This is a genomic window from Citrobacter sp. Cpo071 (genome assembly GCF_030332765.1).
Classification (GTDB): Bacteria; Pseudomonadota; Gammaproteobacteria; order Enterobacterales; family Enterobacteriaceae; genus Citrobacter; species Citrobacter portucalensis.
The window spans coordinates 643,194-669,408 of sequence record NZ_JAOWHE010000085.1 but is presented as its reverse complement, the minus strand read 5'-3'; the positions used below and the strand labels follow the sequence as shown (position 1 = coordinate 669,408).

Sequence of the window (26,215 nt, the reverse complement as noted above, 5' to 3'; positions counted from 1 at the left end):
GCGGAGCCAGAGCGGCTCCGCATAAACGTGGCTTATTTACTCATGGTGGAGATATTGAAGACCTGTTCCAGCATGGGGTTGAATACAAATCCTTTGACGTCTTTGTTCATCGCCAGCTGATAGTTTTTCTGGAATAAATAGACGTAGGCCGCTTCATCAATCACGATGGTTTGCGCCTGCTGGTAGTCATTGGTTCTGGCCACCTGATCGGTTGTGGCCAGCGCGCTGCGCAGCAGTTTATCGACCTCACCGTTTTCATAGAACGAACGGTTACCCGGCAAGCCTTTCTTATCTGACTCAAACCAGTAGTTCATAAACATGTACGGGTCGGCAAAATCCGGACTCCAGTTGCCAATGGCAATGTCGTAATCACCTTTGCCCACGCGGTCGCGCATGGTGGCGTTTGCCAGTTTTTCCAGTTTCACCTTAATGCCCAGTTTGCCAAGGCTTGCCTGGGTGGCGAGCGCGATAGGTTCCCAGTTAGGGTCATTATCGGAGTACAGGAAGCTCAGGCTTTCAGGTTTGGTGGCAACTTTGTCCCACGCTGCTTTGGCTTTGGCTTCATCAAAGCTGTACTGCATGGCCTTGTCGTCAAAACCCCACATGCCTTCAGGGATCGGGCCACGCATTTGCTTCCCGTTGCCGCTCAGGATCCCGTTGACCATGCCTTTATAATCGGTGGCCCACGAGATGGCGCGGCGTAAATCCACCTGATTGAGCGGCGCTTTACTGTTGTTGAGATACAGATAGGTCACGCGCAATGAGGGATAATCCGCCACGTTCACTTTGCCTTCCTGTTTTAAAGCGGCAAGCTGGTCAACAGGAAGCGCATCGGCAATGTCGATATCACCACGTGACAGTTGCAGGCGACGGGAGGCGCTTTCACCAATTATTTTGACTGAGACACGCTTAAATGTCGGTTTCGCCCCGGCATAATGCGGGTTCGGCACCAGCACCAGTTGTTGTCCCTTTTGCCAGCTCTTCAGCATGAAGGGACCAGATCCTGCCGTGTTCTGCGCGAGGAATCCGCGGGCATCGTCTGCGGCATGCTCTTTTAAGATGGCCGGGTTAATGATTGAGGCACCGTCATTTGCCAGCGTATACAGAAACGGGGCAAACGGCTGGCTGAGGGTAAATTTCACCGTGTTGTTATCAATGACGTCGACCTTCAGATCTTTTGGGAAAGCTTCCGCAGGTCCCTGACCAATTTTGAGCAAACGTTCAAAGGATTGCTTTACCGCATCTGCCGTTACCGGCGTTCCGTCGGCGAATTTGGCATCGTTTTTCAGGGTAAACGTCCACTCTTTCTGATCGTCAGAGGCTTTCCAGCCGCTGGCTAAATCACCTTCAACTTCCGTGGATCCTTTACCTCCGTCGGTTTTGTATTGAACCAACCGCTGGTAAGAGGGATAGGTAACCGTCCAGTCATTGTTATCGATGGTCACGGCGGGGTCGAGCGTCTGCGGATCGGCGGCTTTACCAATCACCAACATATCTTTGGGAACGGCAGCCTGTGCGGCGGGCAGGGCAAATGCTAACGCAACGGCTATCAGAGCGGGGCGGAAAAACGCGTTTAACGCAGGTGTAGTCTTCATAACCAGGCTCCAGAATTAAAGGGGATGTTGTGTTGTTATAGGCGTGACAGTGTAACAATCTATTTGATCGTCAAGCAGCGGATAGCGAGCGGCATCAGGTAATTCAAAATGCCACCATTCACTGTTAATACCGACAAAACCACCGCCAAACATAATGGCATTGAGCAGCAGGCGGTTACGCTGCGCTGCCGGAGGTACAGACGGGTGCCAGGCATGGGAACGGTCATGCATTTCATCAAAACCGGCCCCCATATCAAGGAGATGGCCGCGATCGTCCATCAACGTAACGTCAATGGCCGTTCCGCGACTGTGATTGGAACCAATTGCGACATCAACAACATACTGCGGGTCGGGACAGGCATTCCACAGTATCGCCTGCGCCTGCTGGGGGCGATACGCGTCGTACACCACAAGCTGCAGGCCGGCCAGTTGCGCAATGCTGATGCTTTTAGCCAGCGCGGTTACCGCCTCAGTGTGCAACAGACAACGCGCTTCCCGGTAGATAGGTGCGCCGGTAATGTTGTCGGCAGTAGCGTATTTAAGATCGATATGCAGCGACGGAAATATCACCGACAGATCGACCAGTTCTGGGAGTTCTGACATAGCACGTTTCCTGTTTATTGTTCGAATTGACCAAATTGTTGTTGTAACTGGCGATTGGTTTGCAGGCGTCCTGCGAGGGCGTCACCCAGTTGCGCCACCACCGCAGAAAGTAATAAGTTGAACAGACAGCTCACCGGTGCCAGTGAGTCCCAGAAATGCCCGGTGTCAGTTTTTACCTGAAGTAAATCAATGGAATAATCCCTGGCCCATGGGCACCACACATCGGTAATGAGCGCCAGCGGAATACAGCGTTCTGTGGCGACGCGGCAATATTGTCGCGAAATAGCGGAGTAGGCGCGCATATCGGTAATAACCACGTAAGGCTGGCTGAATCCCGAGTTCAGCGACTCTACCCAACTGCCGGACAGGCCTTCGGAGTAGCTGACTTTAGGTCGCAGGTATTCCAGGTGACTAAAAAAGGCGTTGGCGATCCCGCGGGTGGACTGGATCCCGAGGATGTACACGGCTTCCGCATGCGCCAGCTGCTGCGCAATGCGTTGAAACGTCTCACCCTGGGCAAGTTGATAGACGTGGGTAATGGCGTCGATCTCCAGTAACAGCGACTGCTGTGCCCGATCCGGCAGGCTTTGTTGCTGGTGCCAGGAATCCAGTCGTTCATTCATTCCCCAAGGCTGATACGGAACAACGGGCAGCTCACGCAGACTGGCTTTTGCATCCTCCAGGTTACGAAAACCCAGTTTACGCAGATAACGTCCGACGGTAATGCCGCTGGTTCCGGTTGCTTTGGCGATGCCATCTGCGGTTTCAAATGGGATCTGCACAGCATGGGCTAACAGCCACCCGGCCACGCGCTTTTCGCTGGGCGTCAGCTGGCTAAAGGTTTGCTCTATGCGGGTAAATAACTCTGGTTTGGCTGTCATTACCTTCTCGCTGTTAGTTGCCTGTCAGATACCGTATTTCTGTTAGCGAATTAACAATGCAGGACGCGTGCCATGTGCGTAACAGCGGCACGCCGGCTGTTTTTGTTAAAAACCAACCGATATTCATTAACCAATGATCAACATTTGTGCAGCGTAGTTCAGTTTTGGTGCAACGGTAGAGGAAGAGGGGTATGAATCTGCTGATTTCGTCGGAACGATCACATTGTGGGCAACATTTATCCCTCAGACATAAGAATCAGTAATAGGAAATATAAATTTCAGCCATATCAATAACAGCAATCTTTATTCTTATGACGGTAGGGGTATTATTTTTCGCGAGCTACATTAACGGTGTTAAGCGCAAGTGTAGATATTATTTATATTATAAATGGAGTACTACAATGAATAAATTCTCCCTTTCTACAGCAGGTATTCTGGTCGCAGCGCTGTTAACCAGTGTCAGCGTCAATGCAGCAACAGATAACGCTAAAACTGAAGTGACTCCGAAAGGTATGAACTGCCAGGAGTTTATTGATTTGAACCCACAAACTATGGCTCCGGTGGCCTTCTGGGTGCTCAATGAAGACGAAGACTTCAAAGGTGGTGACTACGTCGACTATAACGAAACCGTTACGACTGCAGTTCCTCTGACCGTTGAACTTTGTAAGAAACATCCGCAGAGTGAATTAAGTAAAATAAAAGACGAAATCAAAAAAGAATTATCTAAATAAGATTAAGACGTTATTAAAACCCAGCCAAAGTGCTGGGTTTTGCTATTTGTGACACTGTCACTTATTTGTTTTGCAATACTTAAGAAAACTTTATAAAGATATAAACGCCTGTGCCGATACTGGATAAAAGTTAGCCTTTTGCAGAAGGAGTTTGTATGGCCTGGTATCCTACTCGTATTTCAACGCGTTTAACCATCGGCGGCATTCTGCTGCTTGCAGTAACGACCCTTGTTATCGTGGTGATTATGCTCTGGCGCGGTCAGCCGCGCGTCGTTGAAATCAACACCGCCCTGATCGAAGAAACAGGGCAAGGTTTAACCCGTCAGTTGAGTACCGTATTGTCCCGAATTGAAGGTGAGACCGTCAGCCTGTCGCGACTGGCTGAAGTGTTGCCTAACGATGAATCTCTGTACCAAAGCGTTGTTCCGCATCTTATTGGTGAAGGTAAAGACTCGATTATAACCGGCGGCGGCATCTGGCCAGAACCAGACGCCTTCACCGCAGGTGTGGAGAAAAGAAGCTTTTTCTGGGCGCGGAATGCTGAAGGAAAGCTGGTGTATTCCAATGATTATAACGTCGAAGGATCGAGTGGATACCACAATGAAAGCTGGTATCAACTGGCCAAAGGCCATTCACAAAACAGCTGTTTATGGTCTGACGTTTACCAGGATGCCAGTTCAGGCGTCAACATGGTGACATGCAGCGTGCCTTATCAACAGGCGGGCAAGTTTGCCGGTGTCGCTACCACTGATATTCGTCTGGATAACGTCGCTACCTTCATGCAGCAGCAGGGAAACAGCACCGGTGGTTACGCATTTGTGGTAGACAAGCAGGGACAAATTCTCTATTTCCCGCAGGCCGACCTGGCAAAATATAAAACCATTAACGATTTGGCGCAAAGCGCGCAGTGGCTTATCCCGGTGCAAAACGGTCTGAAATCTTTGCGCCCGACAGATGGGGTGAAGACTATCACGCTGGCAAACGACAACGTCCTGAATACAGCGTCACAGGTAATGCTGTTCCCGATGCCAGATACCGGCTGGGTCGTAGGACTTGCAACCCCGGAATCTCGTATTGTCGGTCTTGCCAAAGTGATGATGCAGGACGTTCTGGAAGTATTGATCCCTATCATGACGCTGTTGCTGGTGGGATCATGGCTGGTGGTTCGTCGACTGATTTCACGTCTCGATGATACTCGTCAGGCACTTGATGACATCGCGCAGGGAGAAGGCGATCTTACCCGTCGTCTGGATGTTCGTGGCAAAGACGAGATTTCGGCTATCGCCGAGGCGTTTAACCTGTTCGTCGATAAAATCTCGGCCATCCTGATCACCGTCAGAAGCAGTAGCACAGTGGTAGCGAATAACGCCGTTAGCCTGGCTGACAGTAATATGGAGCTTTCATCTCGCGTAACGCAGCAGGCCGCTGCGCTGGAAGAGAGTTCGGCGGCCATGGAGCAGTTAAATGCGACCGTTCATCAAAACGCCAGTAATACACAACTGGCGGATGAGCTATCCGATAGCACCGCGCAAACGGCCAACCGCTGCGGCGATGTGATGCAGGGCGTGATCTCAACAATGGATAACGTCAGCGCCTCATCCGGCAGAATGGTGGAAATTGTCGCGGTCATCGACAGCATTGCGTTCCAGACCAATATTCTCGCCCTGAATGCCGCGGTTGAAGCCGCCAGAGCGGGCGATGCTGGCAGAGGGTTTGCCGTCGTGGCCTCCGAAGTGCGCACGCTGGCTCAGCGCAGTGCCACCGCCGCGCAGGAAATTAAAACGTTGATTGATGAATCCGTTTCTCATGTTGGTAGCGGAAGTCAGCAAATTCACAATGCCGGTGAGCGTCTGGGAGAACTGGTCAACAATGTGCGTCAGGTGCGCCAGTTGATGGGGGAAATACGCGTTGCGGGTGAAGAACAACGTAAGGGCGTTTCCGAAGTTACGCTGGCCGTTACCGAGATGGACAGCACCGTTCAGCAAAACGCCTCATTAATTGATGATGCCGCAGCACGGACGCAGGCGCTGAAAGAGGAGGCGGAACAACTGGCAATGCTGGTTTCGTCATTCAGACTACCTGAGCCTTCCGTTGCCTGATAACGGCATCATTTCCGGGTGCAGACCTTGTGCCCGGATAACTCCAGTATAATGTCCCTTAAGCAAGATTTTCCGGTTTAACTCCTTTTTATTGTGTCTTATAAGACTTTGAATCATTCCCAACTTAACTCTATAATATTGGGTGTAAAGTCGTTTTTATCCCAATAAGAGCCAATATTATGGATTTAACGCTAAATACTGCAGCTGATATCGTCAAACTGCTTTGCGACAGATTACGTAAAGAACGACTCGCCCGGCAAATGACGCAGGCTGATGTTGCCGCGCGTTCAGGGGTCGGTGTGAATACCGTGTCGAATCTGGAAGCGGGGAAAAATGTAGGATTTGAGAATCTGGTCAAAGTCGCGATGGTGTTAGGCTATGGCGATGCGCTGGAGGGGTTATTCAAACCCAGGATTGATAGTCTCGATGATATTTTGCGTTACGAAAAGAGCGCGGCACGTCAGCGGATCAAAAGGAAAAATTCTGATGCCTGAGCAAGTCGATGTCTTCTATGAAGGCTGGGGTGAGAAATGGCTGTGGGGCAAACTGGTGTCTTCCACAGCCCTGACCGGACGTCCGTTGATCGCCTTTGAATACAGTGAAGAGGCCTTACGTAAGGGGCTGGAACTGTCCCGACTGATGTTACCGCTGAACGGTCCCCGTTTACGCAGGGATTTCCCGGCTCATCAGCTGGGATTACCTGGGCCAGTCTATGATTCGCTACCTGACGGCTGGGGTATGCTGTTGATGGACCGACTATTTAAACGCCGCGGGCTCAACGCAGCACGCATTGGTCCATTGGAGCGCTTAACCTGGGTCGGCAACAACGCGATGGGCGCCATGACATTCCAGCCCGTTCAGTCAGATGTCGAGACGCTGTCAAAAGAGGATGTTCCTCTCGCACAACTGGCCGCTGAGGTTCAGGAAGTCCTGAGCGGCGAAGGCGGGGAATTCTTGCAAAAACTACTCCAGATGGGCGGTTCGCCACAGGGAGCAAGGCCTAAGGCGTTACTTTATCGTGACACTGTCACGTCTAAATTCACCACGGCGCCGCTACCCGGGAGCGAAAGCTGGCTGATTAAATTTCCCGCCAGGCATGAGCATGCTGAGGTATGTGCCATCGAAGCAGTTTATGCTGAATGCTTGCGCCAATGTGGGATCACCACGCCCGATACTGCGTATTTCAATCTGCCCGGCGGACAGACGGCATTTGCCACTCGCCGTTTCGACCGTGACCAGTCGATACGTATTCCTATGCAGAGCCTGGCGGCACTTACCGGGGCAAATTACCAGATACCCGGTGCTTTAGACTACCGGGATTTTCTGCGCGCCACGCAGATTTGTACCAATGATGTCAGAGAAAAGGCAAAAGCGTTCGAACGCGTGGTTTTCAACGTGGCTTTTAACAACCGCGACGATCATCCGAAGAATTTTGCCTATTTAATGTCAGCCGATGGAAACTGGACTCTGGCTCCGGCTTACGATGTCACCTGGTGCGAAGGGCCTGGCGGGTATCACCAAATGGACGTGCTGGGAGAGGCGCTGGATATCGAAAGAAAGCACCTTCAGTCGCTTGGCGTTCAGGAAGCTGAGTTATCTGCTGACCATGTGAACGGCATAATCGAAAAAGTCTGTCACTTTGCCACGGCATTGAGCGCCATCGCCAGGGACAAATACCCCGATCAGATAACGCAATCCACGCTGAAGACGATTCAGAAACAAATTGATGATAATGTCCGTCGGTTAATGTCCCGGTGACGCAGATACGGCCGCTACACTTACCGAAGAATTAAAGCTGAGCGGGGCAATGTTTCCCCGCTACATTTCCTCGCTAAACTGACCAGAGGACAACTATTAACGTCCCCAACGATTACGAATATAGGTCACTGCTTCCTGCGTTTGCGGTTGATTAAGATAATCTTCGCGAAACAGGATCGTGCCGTTGATGTACGGTTCGGATTCGTTTAAATCGAGCTGCTTTTTCAGTTCCGGCACACCGCCTTTTACCGTCCAGTCCGGCTCTTTTCTCGATGGTTCACCAACTTTATACAGCGCTACACCAATGTAGAGGCGGGTGTTGGTTGATTTCACGACATCTGCCCACCATTTTGCCAGTACATCGTAACGCGCTGCGTCGCGGGCAAAAGGCCAGTAGAGTTGCGGTGCAATGTAATCCAGCAAACCTAGTTGCACCCAACGGCGGGTGTCTGCATACGACTCATCATACGCTGCCGCGCCGCGCGTGTCGGAGCCCGCTGGATCGTGCGAACGGTTGCGCCACACGCCCGCAGGACTGACGCCGAATTCAACCTCAGGCTTGAGTTTCTTGATGGTCCGCGAAACCTGGGCAATCAGCCGTTGCGTGTTATCGCGACGCCAGTCAGCCTTGGAAGCGAATCCCTGGCCGTATCTTCTGAAGGTCTGGCTGTCATTGAGCGCAGAGCCGGGAGATTCGGTATAGAAGTAATCATCAAACTGCACGCCGTCAACCGGGTAATTCTCAACCACTTCCGCCACGATGCTGGTGATCCAGTCGCGCACGTCGGGAATACCGGGGTCTAACACAAAACGCTCGCCCGCAGTGCGGATCCAGTCCCGATGCAGGACGTATACGCTGGACGGTGTCTGTGACAGCGTGCTGTTTAACTCAGTGACCGTCGAAGGTTTGGTGTTTACGGACACGCGGTAGGGGTTAAGCCAGGCATGAACTTTCATTCCGCGTTTATGCGCTTCATCGAGCATAAACTGCAGCGGATCGTAACCCGGATCCTGGCCAATCGTACCGGTCAGGGTATCTGACCACGGTAGGATCTTTGACTTCCACAATGCGGTCCCATCGGGCTTAACCTGGAAAAAAACGGTGTTAATACCAAGCCGTTTCAGGTTGTCCAGCTTATCCGTCAGCGCTTTTTGCTGCAGGCTGATGCGTACGGCAGGCGAACTGATGTTCACGGATGAAATCGGCGGCCAGTCAAGACGTGAAACCGTCGCCAGCCAGATCCCGCGCACTGGCTCCTTGCTCTGCTGTGGTTTGCTCACCGGAGGTAGCGGAGTGGTTTTGGGGCCGGGCGGTTGTGAAGAACAGCTGCCAAGTAACAACATACTGCCCACAAGTACAGCAAACCATTTCATGTTGGTCAGCGGTAGTCTGGCACGAGAACGGGCGAGAATCTTCGCCAGTTTTTTCTGATAATTTCCTGAAAAGAAACCGGATGCTGCCATCTGATTTTGCTCTTATTTCTTTTTATTGCGGCTGTTAGCCCAGGGATCGAAGGCCGGTTCGGGGGTGTTGTTTGAGGCCAGGTCATGCAGCGAATCAAGGTACAGCGCTTCAACTTCTGCCCGCGCCCACGGCGTACGGCGCAGAAACTTCAGACTGGATTTAACGCTCGGTTCATTTTTAAAGCAGTTGATATTAATGCGTTGCGCCAGTTCAGCCCAACCATAACGTTCAACCAGGGCATTGACCTGCATTTCAAGCGTTACGCCATGTAAAGGGTCTTTAGAAATATGAGCATTCATATGAAGTCCAGTTCAGTGGTTCCAGATTTTGTCAGTAGTGTGACGGGAAGAAGGTTACAAGAAAGCAAAGCTGCCAGCAACGGCAGAAAGCGGTATGGCGCGACAAGCCGTACGCCATACCGGCAATGGATGGTTCAATACTCTTTAAAAGCCAGTTCCAGACGGGCAATCAACGGTTTAAACAGGTAACTCATCAGGGTTCGTTCACCGGTCTTGATCGTCACGCTGGCGGGCATTCCCGCTTTAATTTTGTAATCGCCCAGCAAACGCGCGCCCTCTGCTGAAACCTGTACTTCCGCAAGGTAGTAAGGCTGCTGAGTGGCTTCATCAATTAAGCGGTCCGCCGAGATAGTCAGAACCCGGGCCGGAACCGACGGCAACAGGGCATGGTTAAGGGCAGGGAAAAGTACATCAACGGTTAAGCCGGGGACCAGTTTATCAATGGCATGCACGGGTATTTTGGCATCAATTTGCATGGGTTGTCCGGCGGCGACAATATCCATAAGATGTTCGCCGGGTTGAATGACGCCGCCCACGGTACTGACTTTAACATCCAGCACGATACCGTTAATCGGTGAGCGGATCTCGGTGTTATCCAGCTCGTGACGGGTGGACACCAGTTCATCCTCCAGCATCGCCACTTCTTTTTGGTTTTCCGTCAGTTCAGACTCAACTTCACGTAAATATTGATGACGCACCTGGTAGGCTTTAATTTTTAATTCGTTTTGCTGCGATTTCAGTTTGGCAATGTTAAGAATATCTTCTGAAACGCTGCCAGATATTTCAGCCGCCTCGCGCTCCAGCACCAGTAATTGCGCTTTGGGGTAATAATTCTTTTCGCTCAGCGCGCGAATAGCCCCCAACTCCCGGTTAATCAGAGAAAACTGGTGGTCGCGATAGCCTTTTATTTTATTGAGATTATCCGTTTGCCCAACCAGACCATCGAGCGTCTCCTCAATCATCGACAGTTCGTCCTGAATCGTTTTGCGACGCGTATCGAAAAGCTTGGCCTGCAGATTTCTGACTTCTGTCAGCCGTTTATTGCCAGAGAATTGCTGCGTCAGCGTCGTATTAAAGACGATCGCTTCCAGGCCATCGCGTTCTGCCAACAGGCGATCTTCGATACTTTTTGCAGAAATATACTGGGCATTTAACGCGCTGAAACGCATTTCGAGCTGCATTTTATCCAACCGGACGAGAACCTGATTTTTCTTCACGAAGTCGCCTTCTTTGATAAAGATATCCGTTACCCGACCGCCGCTCAGATGCTGAATAGTTTTGCGGTTACTCGATACGGTTACCGTACCATCAGCGACCACGCCCGCATCTAATGGAGCTTGCACTGCCCAGAATATAAAACTACCGACACCAAGCACAATGACGATCACGCCCCGGATAATCGGCGACCAGATATTGGTATCTACGCCAGCAGATGCCGTGTTGTGGGGATTCTTTTTCATCATCAGGCCTCACGTTGCTGTTCAGTCGTGGATGGAGAAGGCGTAGCCACCGGTTTCAGTACGTTGGCCTGACGCAAATGGGCGAAAACCTGATCGCGGGTACCAAACTCCTGTATGGCGCCATCGTTAAGCAGCAAAACCTTATTGACCACGCCGAGCAGCGTCGGGCGGTGTGAGATAATGACGGTAGTTTGTCCCTGTGTACGCAGGGTATTGATGGCTTTAACGAGTGCAAATTCGCCCGCGTCGTCAAGATTGGCATTCGGTTCATCAAGCACGATGAACGCAGGATTGTTATACACGGCGCGTGCCAGCCCGATACGCTGCCGCTGCCCGCCGGAGAGCTGGTATCCGCCTGCGCCCAACAGCGTGTCATAACCTTGCGGCAAGCGCAGGATCATCTCATGAACGCCTGCCAGTAATGCGGCGGCGACAATAAGCTCACTGTCATTCTGCGCGAAGCGGGCAATGTTTTGCGCGATGGTACCGTCAAACAGTTCCACATCCTGCGGCAGATAGCCAATAGACGGGCCCAGCAGCGCTTTATCCCACTGACAAATATCTGCGCCGTCTAATCTGACTTTCCCTGATAGCGGTTTCCAGACACCAACCAGAACCTTTGCCAGCGAGGTTTTCCCTGAGGCTGAGGGGCCGATAATCCCCAGAACTTCACCTTGCTCCAGCTGGAATGCGATATTACGCAGTAGCGGGGAAGGCTGGCCGGGAGCTGCGGCGAAGACGCTTTCGACGCTGATGTTGCCGTTCGGACGCGGCAGGGTCAGTACCTCTTTCGGTGCCGGATACTCCTTCAGCAAGGTTGAGAGCTGATGCCACGCGCTACGAAACTGCACGAACTGCTTCCAGCTGCCAATAACTTGTTCTACCGGGTTGAGGACGCGGCCAAGAATGATCGAGGCGGCGATCATCAAGCCCGGAGTAATATGGCCACCGATCACCAGTAAAGCCCCGGCACCCAGCGCAATAGATTGCAGCAACACCCGCACAAAGCGGCTGAGGCTGCTCAACCCGGCCGTTTTGTCAGCAATCTGCGTTTGTAGCGCCAGCACTTTGTTATGTTGCTCCTGCCAGTTGGACTTCAGGGTCGAGAGCATACCCATCGCCTCAATGGCATCAGCGTTTTGCAGCTGTTTATTCAGTTTGCTGGCATTGTTAATGGTTAAGGCGTGCGCTTGCTGAATCGGGCGTTTGGTAGAGATTTCAGATACCAGCGTCAGAATAAATAATAACGTTATTCCGCCGAGAGAAAGGTATCCCAGCAGGGGATGGACCAAAAAAGCGATGAACAGATATATTGGCGTCCAGGGAATATCCAGTAAGGCGAACAGACTATTCCCGGAAAGAAACTGACGAACCTGATCCAGTTCGGCTAAAGATTGCGCCGGGTTGTTATCGCCGGTAACCATCTTTCTTTTAAAGGCTGCGTTAAAGACCAACTGGCTTAGCTTTATATCAAGCCGGTTGCCAAGTCTGATCATAACCTGCGCGCGGGCAGATTCAATCATGGCAATAACGATGTACAAGCCGACAATCAATAAGGTCAACATTAACAGCGTGGTGGTATTTTTACTGACCAGCACACGGTCGTAAACCTGTAGCATATAAATTGCCGGCGCCAGCATAAGCATATTAATCACACAACTAAAAAACAACAGCATCAGAAAAGTGGGCTTCGTTCCCTTTAATGCATCATTCAGTTCTGTTGGCGTATGCTGGCGCGACATAGTCTTCTCCTTATACGATCAATGAACTATTGCCGTTGTTACTGGCAAGGGTAGTGGGCATTTCCAGATAAAAGTCACCAATATTCACGGTGGTTGAGTTGACGCCCACCAATGTGATGGTATCTGTACCGATAGTCACAATGGTGTTGCCATTGTTTCCGGTGATAGACACGCTGCTGGCAAAATTACCCGCGTTGATACCTAACAAGACGAGATCAAGGAAGTCCTGCCCGCCGTTGGGGTTACTGTCAAAACCGGTAATTCGGTCCTGCCCAAAGTTGGCGCCAAAGGCAAAGATATCGCTACCGGCACCACCGTCCAGAATGTCGTTACCTTCCTGACCATTAAGAATATCGTCCCCGCTACCGCCGGAAAGGGTATCCGCGCCCGCACCGCCAATCATGACGTCGTTACCAACTCCGCCTTGCAGGTTATCAGCGCCATCTCCGCCATCGAGGAAGTCATTCCCGATACCACCAAACAACTGGTCGTTACCGCCCATGCCGAACAGATAGTCGTTACCGGTCCCTCCCGTAATGGTGTTCGCAATGGCATTACCGGTACCGATAAAACTACCACTGCCGGTAAATACCAGTTCTTCCACGTTATCGGTGAGGTCGTAGCTGCTGAGGTTGGTTCGGACAACGTCCGTGCCACCATTCACACCTTCGATAACTACATCACCGAAATCATCAACGATGTAGGTATCATCGCCCGTGCCGCCGGTCATACTGTCGGCACCAAGCCCGCCATCAAGCGTGTCATTACCGGCATCACCTTGCAGAATATCTTGCCCCGCCTGACCAGAGAGGTTGTCGTTTCCCGCACCGCCAATGAGCAGATCGTCACCTGCACCGCCGAGTAAGGTGTCATTACCGCCTTCACCGCGTAGGATATCGCTCCAGGCAGTACCGACGAGGGTGTTAGCCCCGTTGGTACCCACAATCAGATCGCCCACGGGCTGGGTGGTGGTCGACGTCAGGACAACAGGGGGGTTGCCTTCATCGTCGACGACGGTAACGACCACCTGCAACGTTCTGCCAACCATAGCCTGACCCGGCGTATAGGTGGCGGAAGTCGCACCGTTAATGTTGACGAATCCGGTTGGCGAACTCATTCTCCATTGATAAGTGAAATTACCGCCGCTCAGACCATCGGCGTCAGCAATGCCTGAAACCACCGCGGTCAGCGTCAGACTTTCAGTTGGGGTGAGGTCGTTAATTACCGGCACACCGGTCGTGGCCTGATTTCGCGGTAGGATCGCCTGAGTTTGTGCCGACACCAGGGTTTCAGCGTCACCCATGCGGTCGTTAAAGCTGGCTACCACACGCAGCGGTGCGCCCTGAATAGTGCCAGGCACTCTGAACTCAACGCCGGTTGCCTGATCTCGCCATTGGCCGTTGACGAATGCCTGCCAGGTCATGGTGATGGCCACATCCGCCGCAAGGCCGTTACCATCCAGCAAGTTCGCCACGTTGACGCGCAGCAGGTCGCCCACCGAAGGGTTAGGGTTACTGATGGTAAGATCGCCCGTCGCTTGTTGCCCCGTCACCCACAGCTGCTTCCCATCGCCAAACTCGAGCTTTTCGATGTTCAACAGGCGATCGATGCCATCATTCAGGTTCAGCGCGGCATCCGGCGTGGCGTGATCGACGCGCAGGCTACCGTCCGCCATACGGGTAAAGACATAGTTGCTGCTGACATCACGGTACACCGCGACGTCAGTTTCCGTGCCGTTACCTTCATGCAGGATTTCTCGCACAATCGACAGCTGATTCGGTTTCAGCGTGCCGGCCAGCATGTACGATTTCAGTTCAGCCATACCTTCGGCGCTGGTGAGTCCTGCCATACCCGTAACGGCAATACGCACGTTGAGCCATGCATCACCATCAATGATATCGTTACCGGCTTTACCCATAATGCGGTCGCTACCGCCACCGCCGAGTAAAATATCGCTACCATCATCAGGATTCAGGAGCACCGCGTCCGGATTTGTAGAACGCTCTACGCCGAGAATAGCCTGTAAACCGGTGATCCGATCCGCACCTTCCTGGGTCAGGTTGTTAGAGAGGGGAACGCCCTGAACAGGCGCAGTACCTATCGGCTGTTCTGTCCCGGTCAGGATATCGTCGTATTTCCAGCCCGACAGCCCTTCAACAAGATCAAAACGGTCGCGTAGAATAAACTCCTGCTGGTTGACGAAAATAGGGATCCCAAGGTCAGAGTTAGCGCCATTTGGGTCGCCTTTATGGATTGCCCAGTCGAAACCGGCCATGCCATTATTGCGCTGGATCCCCGCGCCCTGAACCATGATGTCATCACCGGCTTCGCCATCGTAGTCGGTGTCGTTACCCTGACCGTTGAGGACATCGTGACCGATAATGGTACTGTTGAAGAACAACTCGGAGTTGTCACCCGCCAGCGTGTCAAACCCGTCGCCGCCTTCCAGCCAGTCATCGCCTTCGTTGCCCATCAGGAAATCACCACCCGAGCCGCCAAGCGCAAAGTCGTTATCCTGACCCGAGAAGACCTCCTGCGCATCTTCGCCGACCACCACGAAGTCGCTACCGCTGCCACCAAAGACCAGATCGTTTCCGTTACCGGAGAAGATAACGTCATGTCCGGCATCACCGTGCAGGAAGTCCGCATCACCAACAGGCGTACCGGTATCGGTAATAATGTCATCACCGTCACCGCCATGGACCACGTCTGCTTCGTCGCCGCCGTCCAGTCGGTCATCTCCGCCATCACCCCACAGACTGTCGATCCCTTTACCGCCGATTAACGTATCATTGCCTGCCGTCCCTCCAAGCACCACATGCCCATCGCCGGTATATTTCAGATACCCGCCATCGGCAAAACTATCGCCGTCAACATCCACACCTGGGTCGCGACGCACCAACAACGGCGAGAGCAGATCCTTCAGCGGATTACCCCATTTCGGGTCGATTTCCGTTTGCAGCACGCGGTTCACTTCAAAAATATGGTCCGGTGTCTGGAACAGATTTGCGGGCAGGTGGGAGGATCCCTCATCGCCAAGATCGCTGTTACGCATTACCAGCGCGGAAAACGAGTTGGCCTCCAGTTCATTGAGTAAGTTCAACCCCTGAACGCGGCTCAGATAGTAGAAACGATCGCCGTCCTGAAGCATTTCCATTTGTGTTTCAAAGACGAAGTTGAAGGTTGAGCCGAGCATGCCGCCAAATTCATTTTTGCGCTCTGCCAGCCCGCCAATCCAGAAATCGACCATATTCAGGCCGGACTCTTTGGTTGCCCACGCTCCGGTACTGTTAAAGAAATCCATCGCATCCGCAGGCGGGGCATTGTTAGCATCACCAAACAACAGGAAGTTTACCGCTGCACGCTTACCTTCAAGGCTGGTGGCATTGAGGATCAGCTCATGCTGACCATAGGCGGCCATAAAGTTAATGATTGAAGCGGGATTTTTCAGGTAGGTAGTGAAGTCAGCCCAACTGGTATAAGGCTTCAGTTGACTATCACCGCTTAATGCAAAAAACTGCTCGCGGGCCTGGTTCAGCGTCGGCATTGCGGTGTCACGGCCACGGGCTATATTAAGCGCGCCTAAATCGAGGGGCAGGCCGATGAGATTATTACGCAGAGCATCGGTAATAAATTCATCAATTTCGTTACCCACCTGACGCGTCATACCACGCACAATTGCGCCAATAGCCTGATCGTCCGTGACGGTGGCCCCGTTGATTTGATTAAATGCTACCGGATTCAGGAATGCTGAAATCAGGTCAATATCGCCGCTTTGCATATCAATGTCGGTGCGCGCCACGGTTTCTGTCAGCATTGAATGCCCGAAACGGTAAACCACATGCGCAAACTCGGCAAAGATCATCGGGTTTATATCCGCCGTGTTGGAGAAAACAAACGGATCGACGGCGGGTTGTACGGTACGGGCAAACTCCTCGAATACGAGGTGCTGATATTGCATTTCCGTGGAGAAACGACCTGCCTGGAATAGGTACTCACCGTTCCATACCAGCGTACTGGTATCGGCAGGTAATTCCGTGATTTGATGATTGGGCATCAACCACTGATTAATGAGGTCGATATCACCGGTTTCCAGCAGTGTTGTTTTATATTGCTCAACCAGACGGTTATGCTCGCTGTGAAAAACGGCGTGCACCGCGGTTAAACCTATATTTTCGTTCCCACGCCCGTCACCGGTAATAAAGTGACGATCGAGCAGTTCGTTATCATAGGTTCCTGCCGGTTGCGCTCCTTCGCCTCCAATCGCAGTGTCATCATCTGCCAGCAGACCCGCTTTTGGCGCGGCAGTATGCGCAATATCATCAAGAAACGCATGGCCGGTGCGGAATGTTCCCTCAGGCAACAGACCGCCGTTGGCTTCAACGAGTCCCCCGGTGGTAACAATCTGTACCTTTCCATTTTCACTTAAAATCAAATTACCATAGCGATCCGTAGCCAGCAGGGGAACATTAAACACATCCTGATCGGTGAGTTTAATGCCAAGCAGAGTTTCAGCCTGGTTTTTAACGTCGGCCCAGGTCGCCAGTCCACCGTTCGCACCGCCTAATAAATTCCCGGTAGGCTCAGGTTTCCCATCAATAATGACGTATTCGCGGATGAAAATCTGATGTGAAGGATGGGAGGTGTAGGTTTGGTTTTGGTCGATGAAGGGGGTAGTCAGGTTTACTGTCTCTCGGTTTTCATCCACCGTTGCCCGGGTTAATAGCATAAAGTTTGTCGACGACCCTTCAACATATAAAGGGTCATCCGGCTGTAGCGGAATGAAAACGATACCGTTGCCTCCTTTGGGAATCAAATCCAGACCGTGGTCAAAAAACTGGCCAAAGAAGGTCATCCAGCCGTTAAAAGCAGGGGAGAGACCGATATCGGGAGACTGGTTAGGAATGGATAACGTTTCTCCGTCTCCTGTAATAGTCCCTCCGCCGGGAGCATCTTTTAACGCGTTAAATACCTCCAGTGCGGCTGGGTTAGATGCCGTTTGATCGGAAATTAAGTTACTAATAATACGTGGGTCGGCATCAATAACGGTGCCACCAATTTGGATATAACTGGTCATTTGGTCCGCATCTTGCCAGTTTAACGCGGTTAATCTCGGCATTGTCTGGTCGGCAGAGCCATATAACTCCTGACCCGGTAGAAGATTATTCCATGAACCATCTACCGTGCGAAGTCCATAAGGTAATAGCGGGCTGGAAACTAATTCTCTAAGCAATTCAGCATTAACGCTACCATCTGGGTTAGTTGCCGCTTCGGATATTTTGATCTGCTTAAGAATAAAAGCAAGATCGTGCAGGGTGACAGTAAAGTCATATTGTGAGGCCATAAGTAATTACCCCTATCTTTACCTGTATTAGCTATCATCACTCTTTTCTTCCGCTTACAAAAAATGACAGAAGAATGAGTCGTATCAGATACCTGATTGTTATTGCATGATTAAAAGTCCATATTTTAAAAATGCTGTATCCATGACCAGATTAGCGTTATTCTCCTGAGGATTAGTTAGCACAATAAGATATTCACCTCACTTATATATTAGGTTTTAGAGGTTAATGATCATCGTGTCCCATTGAAATCAAAGACATATTTGAGACACGAAGTTTTGAGAAGACAAGGTCTCCTCAAGGCTGTAAAGGTTTTACTTTTTAAAACGCATATTACAGTTATGTGATGATCATAACTATGGTTTTTCCGTTGGCGACTTCACTCATACTTTTTTATGAAAAGATTAAATTTTCATTTCTTTACATTAGAATTTATGTCAAATCACTTATTAAGAAGAGTTCTCATTAAGTCGACTTTTAAGATGTCGTTGTGTTGAATTATAAAATTTAATATTGGATGAAATTTAACACGACATCATTCCTGATGCCTGATTATGCTATTAGCATAAATCAATACCGTGTGATAGCTGACCTTACGTTTAGTAAAGAACGACCTCTCCAAACAGGTAATACAATGAAAAAAAATATAATTTTTCTCTCCGGGATGATCTTTTCATCGGTCGGTCACGCCAGTGCGCTCTATTTCTATGAAATCGGAACGGAGGATACCGCACTGGCTGGTGCAGGGCAGGCCGCTCGTGCTCAGGATGCCTCTACGCTGTTAACTAACCCTGCGGGGATGACTCGTTTACCTGACCATATGGTCACCGGAGGATTACAGGCGATGGGCGGAGATATACCCTATACGCTGAATAATACGACAGATGGCAGACAAAGCCCCGGTAATGTAATGACGCTTTTCCCAAATGCCAGCATGTTTTATACGCAACGGCTGAGTGATACCGTTTCTGCCGGTTTGGGTTTGTACGGCAACTATGGGTTAGGTATCGACTTCGGCAACTGGGCAGGGGCTCGGTTAATTAAACAAAGTACCATGGTTGCGATGACGCTGAGTCCCGCCGTTGCATGGAAACTAAGTGATAAGGTGTCGGTTGGCGCAGCTGCAGGGCTAAACTATGGTTTTCTGTCGCTAAGCAGAGATGTCGATGGCCACGATGAGAAACAAAGCGATCATGACTGGGCGATGAATTACCACCTTGGGTTATTAATGGACATAACTGACAATACTCGGACGGGTGTAACCTGGACCAGCAAGACTGATTATCATTTTAATATAGACGGGACAGCGCGTTTTCCCAATATACCTAATATTGGATATGATCTGCCGATCTCCACACAGGTCCGTGCTCCGCAGCAGGTGATGTTTAGTCTGGTTCACGATATCAACTGTCAATGGTCAGTGATGGGCGATCTTGGCTGGCAGGACTGGAGTCAGTTTGGCAGCCCGCAGATTACAATAAATGGTCAGCAAAGCGATCGTGATAATCGTCTGAAAGATACATGGCATACAGCGTTGGGCGTGCAATATCATCCCGATGAGCAGTGGCGCATTAATGCCGGTATTGCGTATGACAGTTCACCGTACAAATCGCAAAGTGATGTAGCGCTTTCGATGCCAACCGGCGATGAATGGCGACTTGCCACCGGTGCACAGTACCAGATTACGCCAGCCAGCAATATTGGCGTTGCCGTTGAGTATTTGCACATGCAGTCGTCCAACGTCAAATCTGATATCTTTGCAGGCCAGTATAAGAACCCGTGGTTATGGTTTGCCAGTGTCAACTACAGCTATCAATTCTAGCGCCGTTATTCCCGATTAAATATCTCACGCATTGTTAATAGTCACCATAGCGGATTATCTATCCGACAGTGTCTGGTAACCGTCTGCTGGTGGTCGTATCACACACGCTCGTTTAAATAAAAACAAATTTGTACTTTTATTATTGAGCTATTTATGGTTTTAATATGAATCTGTACTACCTTCATGGAATATAGGTAAAAGCATATTGTTTTCTCGATCAAAATAATACAGGTTTGATTATGCAAATTTCACCTCCGGTACGCCCAGAACAAAGCATACAACGTTTAATGCAAGCACTTGAACCGATTGCAGAAAAGATGAAGGTTGTGCCGCGGCGGCGTATCATGTGGAAATACAAGAATAAGCCTCAACTCTACCTTTTTTTGCAAGGGGAGCTGTCCATTTTACGTTCTTCTGATGGTCTGTTAATCGTGACCGTCTATGAACCCCATCTGTTCGGTATTGCCGAAATGATCCAACCGGTACACGGCCATTTATTGCGCGCTGAAGCTGAATCAACCTTATTACGCGTCGATGCCGATAAAGCACGAGAACTCTTTCATCAACAAGGCTTGTGGGAAGATGCGGCGGCAGTGCTTTCATATCATACGGGTTATCTCTTTTATCGTGATGATTTAGTCGTACAGCAGCGTACTTATTCAGTGATACGTAACCACCTCGAAGAGATGATTTTGTTGCCGGAAGAGACGCGCAAGCGAGTTTCTATTTTGGATTATATTCAGGATCGGACCCACTTATCGCGCAGCAGTGTTTTAAATGTTGTATCTGCGTTAAAAAAAGGAGGGTATATTGATTTTGAGCGCGGAGGGTATCTTACTTCCATCAATAAATTACCTGAGCGCTTTTAAATAAACCCACAAACAAGTTACAAATCGATTTTCTAAATTTAATATTCTATTGTAGTGGCATGCTATATATCAATCGCAATAAATCCTCCTCATCATTCTCTGAGGAGGATTTTTTGTTATTCAATAAGAGAGTTCACGGACTGATTAATGCTTAACAGTCCTGTTTGATTATGCTCCTTATAATAAAAATTGTTCATTTGCTGCATTTGTTCGAGCTTGGTTAAAGAAGCATAAACCTGGTATGCCTGGCTATGAACGTCAAACATCTCTCTTGGCTTAACCTCATGAAGATATTCATTTTTTAACGAACTCACGACGTTTTCAATTTGCTGTTTATTATCCTGGTATAAGGACAGGGATGCCGAGTCACTACTTGATTTTGACTCGGGTTGTGCCTGAACAACAGGGATCACCATTTTATTAATTTTAACAACTTTCTCTGGGGGAGAAGTATTACAGCCAGAAAGTATCCCAGTGATGAGAAGTAGATAGAGAGTGCGCATATATAGTGTTCTAAAGACAATGGATGCCAGCCATTATCTTTTTATACAGTCAGGTGTCTACAGCTATTTTGTTTAAATAAAAACAAAAGGAAATTTAAAAATAAATGTCATTGCATTACATTGTTTCATAAGACCATGTTAGTCTACGAGCATTAGATCATAGAAACCTGATAAACACAGTATTACGGAAGCTTCTCAACAATCAGAGCAGCAGGGTTTCTAATATATTATTAGTGAGGATTTATGAAACTTAATAAACTAGTGAGTTATCTGGCATTAACTGGCGTGTGTTCAACATCATTAATATCACTACCTGTATTGGCACAGGAAGGGGCAAAAGATGCGACTGCTCAGACCAAAAGTGCGAATGACGCCTTATATGGTCAATTGCCATTCACTGATAAAACCGATTTTATGAACGCTCATAAAGGTTTTATTGCTCCGCTTCCCAGTGAATTGATTAAAGGTAAGCAGGGAAATGTTGTTTGGGACCCTCAGCAATATGCCTTTATCAAAGAGGGCGAAAAAGCCCCCGACACGGTTAATCCAAGCCTGTGGCGGCAGTCGCAGTTGATCAATATTGGCGGTTTGTTCCAGGTCACTGATGGCGTGTATCAAATCCGTAATCTTGATCTCTCGAATATGACAATTATGGAAGGGAAAGAGGGTATTACGGTCATTGATCCGCTGGTATCGGCAGAAACCGCGAAAGTAGGAATGGACCTTTATTATAAGAATCGCGGTAAAAGACCCGTTGTTGCCGTCATTTATACGCACAGCCATGTTGATCACTACGGTGGCGTCCGCGGCGTGATTGATGACGCTGATGTGAAATCCGGGAAAGTGAAGGTATATGCACCGGCTGGTTTTATGAAGGAAGCTGTATCTGAAAATATTATGGCAGGTAACGCCATGAGTCGCCGAGCCAGTTACATGTACGGCAATCTGCTGAAACCGGATGCAAAAGGTCAGGTCGGTGCGGGTCTGGGGACGACAACCTCCGCCGGTACGGTGACGCTGATTGAACCCACTAACTATATTACCCACACCGGGCAGAAAGAAGTTATCGACGGTCTAACCTATGACTTCATGATGGCACCGGGATCGGAAGCACCTTCTGAAATGCTGTGGTATGTAGAAGAGAAGGGAATGATCGAAGCTGCAGAGGATGTCACCCATACGCTACATAACACTTATTCATTACGTGGCGCGAAGATCCGCGATCCGCTGGCATGGTCAAAATATATCAATGACGTTATTGGCCGCTGGGGTGGAAAGGCAAACATTATTATTGCTCAGCATCACTGGCCGACCTGGGGTAATGAAAATGTGGTGAAGTTAATGAAAAGTCAGCGTGATATGTACCGTTACATCAACGATCAGACGCTGCGTATGGCTAACCAGGGGCTGACCCGTGACGAAATCGCCGCTAACTTCAAACTGCCGTCTGGTCTGGAAAAATCATGGGCCAGCCGTGGATACTATGGTTCTGTCAGCCATGATGTGAAAGCAACGTATGTCTTTTACCTCGGCTGGTTCAACGGTAATCCGGCAACACTGAATGAATTACCGCCCGTTGATGCCGCGAAGAAATATGTCGATTATATGGGCGGCGCTGATGCAATCATGCAAAAAGCGAAAACGGATTACGCCCAGGGCAATTACCGTTGGGTGGCGCAAGTCACTAACAATATCGTCTTTGCTGATCCGAGCAATAAAGAAGCCCGTAATCTGGAAGCCGATGCCCTTGAACAAATGGGTTACCAGGCTGAGTCCGGTCCATGGCGTAATTTTTATCTGACAGGTGCACAAGAATTACGCAACGGTGTGGTAAAAGGCGCGACGCCAAATACCGCCAGCCCGGATACCGTTAAGGCCATGTCGCCGGAGATGTTCTTTGATTATCTCGCGGTACATATTAACGGAGAAAAAGCGGCAAATGCGCAGGCAGTCTTCAACGTCGATTTAGGTGCTGACGGCGGTAAATACAAACTGGAACTGGAAAACGGTGTTCTTAACCATAGCGCTGATGCACAGGCCAGCAACGCTGATGCCTCCATTACACTTAACCGTGCAACATTGAACAAAATCATTCTCAAGGAAGAATCGCTGAAACAGGCAGAAGAGAAGGGTGATGTACAAATTTCCGGCAATCATGCCAAGCTTGATGAGTTCCTCGGGTATTTAGATAGCTTTGATTTCTGGTTTAACATGGTAACGCCTTAACTTCAGAGACAAACTATGCCATAACCCGCCAGCACTGGCGGTTTTTTTATTGTTGCTTATCAGAGTATTGAGTTGTACGAGACTGTATAGCAGTTGCTATACATAAGCTTTATGATATGCTTGTAAAGCAATTGCTATACAAGAGGCTTAATAATGAAATCAGATGTCCAGCTCAACCTTAGAGCTAAAGAATCCCAACGCGCGCTTATTGATGCGGCCGCAGAGATTCTACATAAATCGCGTACAGACTTTATTCTGGAAATGGCCTGCCAGGCGGCAGAGAACGTCATTCTCGATCGCCGAGTGTTTAATTTTAATGATGAACAATACGCTGAGTTTATCGAGATGCTTGATGCTCCGGTTGCCGAAGATCCCGCTATCAGGAAGCTACTGGCAAGGAAACCACAGTGGGATTTGTAACCGCACCAGAGCCACTAACTCACATTCATCAATTGGCGGAATTTGTCAGCGGAGAAATTGTTCTCGATGATTGGTTAAAGCAAAAAGGACTAAAAAATCAGTCTCTTGGCGCAGCCAGGACGTTTGTTGTCTGCAAAACAGACACGCGACAAGTCGCTGGCTTTTATTCACTGGCCACTGGTAGCGTCAACCACACAGAAGCAACAGGCAATCTTCGGCGTAACATGCCAGATCCAATCCCCGTAATTATCCTTGCCAGATTGGCCGTAGATCTTTCTGTTCGTGGAAAAGGGTTAGGGGCCGATCTGCTTCACGATGCGGTACTGCGGTGTTACAAAGTGGCAGAAAATATTGGCGTGCGTGCCGTTATGGTGCATGTGCTCACAGACGAAGCTAAACGTTTTTATCTTCACCACGGATTCAAAGCATCTCAACTGCAGGAACGAACTCTGTTTCTCAGGCTTTCATGATTGTAATGAGCAGAGGAGGTCAATGGCCAAACGTGGGCCACATGGGGACTTAACTGAGTACGTATCAAATTGCATTTAACTTATGTTGATCACAAATGTTGTTCATAGAGAGCATATTTTATAATGCATTGTTTTTGTATGATATTTATCAGCCTTGTCCATTTTGCCAAAAAATTTACTTCATGAACCAATCCCGAATAGCAGCATTGCGACTGTTTTGATGAATTTCGATTCACCGTACTTCGTCTCGGACCAAGCGAACTTGCTCTACGTCCACTTAGTGCCAATGGCATACGTTGTTAAGCTCATGCAGTATGGATTCACGAAGAACATACGTTATTTTTTGTCCTGATTGACTCGGAATGAAAGCTCCTGATGGCTCTCTTTTCACTCGCTGTAGCGATCTGCAAGATAACCGGTTTGTCCCTTAAGCAGCACTGTGATTTTAAACAGCGCCTCGGCTACATCGACGGAACTAAATGTTTCTCGACTATTCTCTAAGGCAACTTGCGGCATTTACAAAAAAGAGCCGGGTTTTACCCGGCTCTTTTTAGCTGATTTCAAAATCTTTTAATTCCCCACCTTCAGCAATCAGATTTGAGATCCGCTTCGGCATTCGCCCCTGACCTGACCATGTTTTTGACTCTCCAGTTTCGTTAGTATATCGATACTTCGCGGGGCGGGGGGAGCGCGTCCTTTTAGCCTTACCCGGAGAGCCAATAGCAGCTAAAAGTTCGGAGGGGTCGATACCCTCATCAAGCATCATCTGACGAAGTGTTTCCAGTTTATCGCGGCGCTGACTTTCATTTGCAAGACGTAATGTCTCTTCTTCTCGTCGTTCTATAAGAATAATTTTAAACTTTTCCAGAACATCTTCCAGTACATCTAATGACATTTCACGAGTCTGAGAACGTAAGGTACGGATATTGTTTAACTGTGTTAGAGCATCTGACATAAAGAGACCGTTTAAAGTTTTTTTGTTGTTCAGCAAATACCAATGTCGACGGTTGCTCATCGACCCGATTTTTCTTACTGAGCATTTTAATGCGATTGGGACATATTGTTATTAACGAGGTTTAGACTACTTATATAAATCTCTTGTCGCAAGAGAAAATTAAGAAGAATGTGCAAGAACTAAATTACAACTCCTACGAAATGTCCATGCATTTTTGAAGGTACTTAAAACTATGATGCCAGGAGTCATCCGGAGAGCCTTTTTATATCCTCATAACTTATTGCTTCAGTCACACCTGATGAGATTTAAAATGAGGAGAGACAGCGCCGCCACTTAGCAAGGTTTTTCACAAATGGCAAGATGGCACGCAGGGGAGAGACACCTGCATTTTGTCAGAAGGTAGCGAATTACTCTCTCTTTATAGAGGTGTTTCTAAAAAAGTGTAATGTAAAAAAAAGCCTGCTGTTAGCAGGCCATAAATGTTTTCAACTCATTTTTTGTTCGATTCTGATAAATAGGGTAAGCATGCAATTAAACGTGGAGCAGAGAGCATGACAAAAATGCTATAAATATTTCCTGGCCGCATCAAGTATCTCCTGTGACGTTAACTCCCTGTCAGTAGCCACGTAAACAATACCATGATCGCCAGTTAAGGAAGGAAAACCTGCAGACATAATCCGAAGATGTGTTTCTTCACCGTTTGGATATTCCTGCCTGATAGAGGATATACCTTCCAGAACGGTCATGACTTTACAGGATTCAGCATTAAAGAAAACAAGGACTTTAGTCATATTCTATTACCCTGTTCTCTCGTGGATATTAACTGGCAGATGCCATTAAGGTCAAAGCCATTACGCACTTCTTATTTAACATGTGGTTAGTTTGTGCTTTGAGACTTTTTATGCAGTAGTACTGCACTTCATCACATCGGTTGGCATACTCATAATTTTGAAAAATATGCTGATCAGATATTAT

Annotated in this window: 20 protein-coding genes and 1 pseudogene; 9 read left to right on the top strand and 12 right to left on the bottom strand. The window is 49.1% G+C overall.

Going from position 1 to position 26,215, the window contains the following annotated elements; genetic code table 11:
* Positions 1-32 precede the first annotated feature (32 nt).
* Genes OGY09_RS20355 through OGY09_RS20345 form a run of 3 tightly spaced genes read right to left on the bottom strand, consistent with a single transcriptional unit; the run spans position 33 to position 3,079 of the window.
* Positions 33-1,595, bottom strand: a complete 1,563-nt coding sequence (locus tag OGY09_RS20355) for an ABC transporter substrate-binding protein (protein ID WP_003832992.1) — start codon at positions 1,593-1,595, stop codon at positions 33-35.
* 15 nt (positions 1,596-1,610) lie between these two features.
* On the bottom strand, positions 1,611-2,198 hold the full coding sequence (gene ddpX / locus OGY09_RS20350; RefSeq protein ID WP_003832991.1) for a D-alanyl-D-alanine dipeptidase: 588 nt from the start codon (positions 2,196-2,198) through the stop codon (positions 1,611-1,613).
* Positions 2,199-2,212: 14 nt separating this feature from the next.
* Complete coding sequence (locus OGY09_RS20345) at positions 2,213-3,079, bottom strand: MurR/RpiR family transcriptional regulator (protein ID WP_003832990.1); 867 nt, start codon at positions 3,077-3,079, stop codon at positions 2,213-2,215.
* A 401-nt stretch (positions 3,080-3,480) separates the two neighbouring features.
* On the opposite strand from OGY09_RS20345, the gene hdeB reads away from it, so the two are divergent.
* The 4 genes from hdeB to OGY09_RS20325 all read left to right on the top strand — a co-directional run bounded on the left by hdeB (position 3,481) and on the right by OGY09_RS20325 (position 7,667).
* The gene (hdeB, locus tag OGY09_RS20340; protein ID WP_003019999.1) at positions 3,481-3,810 is read left to right on the top strand and encodes an acid-activated periplasmic chaperone HdeB; all 330 of its coding nucleotides are present in this window, start codon (positions 3,481-3,483) and stop codon (positions 3,808-3,810) included.
* 155 nt (positions 3,811-3,965) lie between these two features.
* On the top strand, positions 3,966-5,909 hold the full coding sequence (locus tag OGY09_RS20335) for a methyl-accepting chemotaxis protein (protein WP_032943460.1): 1,944 nt from the start codon (positions 3,966-3,968) through the stop codon (positions 5,907-5,909).
* 179 nt (positions 5,910-6,088) lie between these two features.
* Complete coding sequence (locus tag OGY09_RS20330) at positions 6,089-6,403, top strand: helix-turn-helix domain-containing protein (RefSeq protein WP_032943458.1); 315 nt, start codon at positions 6,089-6,091, stop codon at positions 6,401-6,403.
* Positions 6,396-7,667 (top strand): type II toxin-antitoxin system HipA family toxin, encoded by a 1,272-nt coding sequence (locus tag OGY09_RS20325; RefSeq protein WP_032943456.1) that lies wholly within the window; start codon positions 6,396-6,398, stop codon positions 7,665-7,667. Before OGY09_RS20330 ends, OGY09_RS20325 begins: the two co-directional genes overlap by 8 nt.
* Before the next feature lie 96 nt (positions 7,668-7,763).
* On the opposite strand, the gene OGY09_RS20320 is transcribed toward OGY09_RS20325, so the two are convergent.
* The 5 genes from OGY09_RS20320 to OGY09_RS20300 all read right to left on the bottom strand — a co-directional run bounded on the left by OGY09_RS20320 (position 7,764) and on the right by OGY09_RS20300 (position 17,977).
* Positions 7,764-9,131, bottom strand: a complete 1,368-nt coding sequence (locus OGY09_RS20320; RefSeq protein ID WP_032943455.1) for a glycoside hydrolase family 10-like protein — start codon at positions 9,129-9,131, stop codon at positions 7,764-7,766.
* Between the two features lie 12 nt (positions 9,132-9,143).
* The gene (locus OGY09_RS20315; protein WP_032943454.1) at positions 9,144-9,431 is read right to left on the bottom strand and encodes a VF530 family protein; all 288 of its coding nucleotides are present in this window, start codon (positions 9,429-9,431) and stop codon (positions 9,144-9,146) included.
* Positions 9,432-9,565: 134 nt separating this feature from the next.
* On the bottom strand, positions 9,566-10,894 hold the full coding sequence (locus tag OGY09_RS20310) for an HlyD family type I secretion periplasmic adaptor subunit (protein WP_182424622.1): 1,329 nt from the start codon (positions 10,892-10,894) through the stop codon (positions 9,566-9,568).
* Positions 10,894-12,633: a type I secretion system permease/ATPase gene (locus tag OGY09_RS20305; protein ID WP_032943453.1), complete on the bottom strand. Its 1,740-nt coding sequence runs from the start codon at positions 12,631-12,633 to the stop codon at positions 10,894-10,896. Before OGY09_RS20305 ends, OGY09_RS20310 begins: the two co-directional genes overlap by 1 nt.
* A gap of 10 nt (positions 12,634-12,643) precedes the next feature.
* Positions 12,644-17,977, bottom strand: coding sequence for a peroxidase family protein (locus OGY09_RS20300; RefSeq protein ID WP_032943452.1), 5,334 nt, complete (start codon positions 17,975-17,977; stop codon positions 12,644-12,646).
* Positions 17,978-18,609: 632 nt separating this feature from the next.
* Here OGY09_RS20300 and OGY09_RS20295 point away from each other — a divergent pair.
* Entirely contained in the window at positions 18,610-19,797 is a 1,188-nt protein-coding gene (locus OGY09_RS20295) for an OmpP1/FadL family transporter (protein WP_032943450.1), read from the top strand.
* A gap of 239 nt (positions 19,798-20,036) precedes the next feature.
* On the top strand, positions 20,037-20,666 hold the full coding sequence (locus OGY09_RS20290) for a winged helix-turn-helix transcriptional regulator (protein ID WP_008784772.1): 630 nt from the start codon (positions 20,037-20,039) through the stop codon (positions 20,664-20,666).
* 116 nt (positions 20,667-20,782) lie between these two features.
* Here the strand turns inward: OGY09_RS20290 and OGY09_RS20285 are convergent, their stop codons facing one another.
* Positions 20,783-21,169, bottom strand: a complete 387-nt coding sequence (locus tag OGY09_RS20285; protein ID WP_008784771.1) for a KPN_03583 family lipoprotein — start codon at positions 21,167-21,169, stop codon at positions 20,783-20,785.
* A gap of 243 nt (positions 21,170-21,412) precedes the next feature.
* Between OGY09_RS20285 and OGY09_RS20280 the strand changes: the two genes are divergently transcribed.
* From OGY09_RS20280 to OGY09_RS20270, 3 genes are all read left to right on the top strand, one after another.
* Positions 21,413-23,395 (top strand): alkyl/aryl-sulfatase, encoded by a 1,983-nt coding sequence (locus OGY09_RS20280; protein ID WP_032943448.1) that lies wholly within the window; start codon positions 21,413-21,415, stop codon positions 23,393-23,395.
* 153 nt (positions 23,396-23,548) lie between these two features.
* Complete coding sequence (locus tag OGY09_RS20275) at positions 23,549-23,815, top strand: type II toxin-antitoxin system TacA family antitoxin (RefSeq protein WP_008784769.1); 267 nt, start codon at positions 23,549-23,551, stop codon at positions 23,813-23,815.
* Entirely contained in the window at positions 23,803-24,285 is a 483-nt protein-coding gene (locus OGY09_RS20270) for a GNAT family N-acetyltransferase (RefSeq protein WP_032943446.1), read from the top strand. The genes OGY09_RS20275 and OGY09_RS20270 overlap by 13 nt, the downstream gene beginning before the upstream one ends.
* A 387-nt stretch (positions 24,286-24,672) precedes the next feature.
* On the opposite strand, the pseudogene OGY09_RS20265 reads toward OGY09_RS20270, so the two are convergent.
* The 3 genes and pseudogenes from OGY09_RS20265 to OGY09_RS20255 all read right to left on the bottom strand — a co-directional run.
* A pseudogene (locus OGY09_RS20265) lies at positions 24,673-24,783 on the bottom strand (arsenical resistance protein ArsH); the annotation flags it as partial.
* Between the two features lie 52 nt (positions 24,784-24,835).
* Positions 24,836-25,240 (bottom strand): H-NS family histone-like protein, encoded by a 405-nt coding sequence (locus OGY09_RS20260; RefSeq protein ID WP_023303013.1) that lies wholly within the window; start codon positions 25,238-25,240, stop codon positions 24,836-24,838.
* Positions 25,241-25,803: 563 nt separating this feature from the next.
* Positions 25,804-26,031, bottom strand: a complete 228-nt coding sequence (locus OGY09_RS20255; RefSeq protein WP_042714788.1) for a hypothetical protein — start codon at positions 26,029-26,031, stop codon at positions 25,804-25,806.
* Between the last annotated feature and the right edge of the window lie 184 nt (positions 26,032-26,215).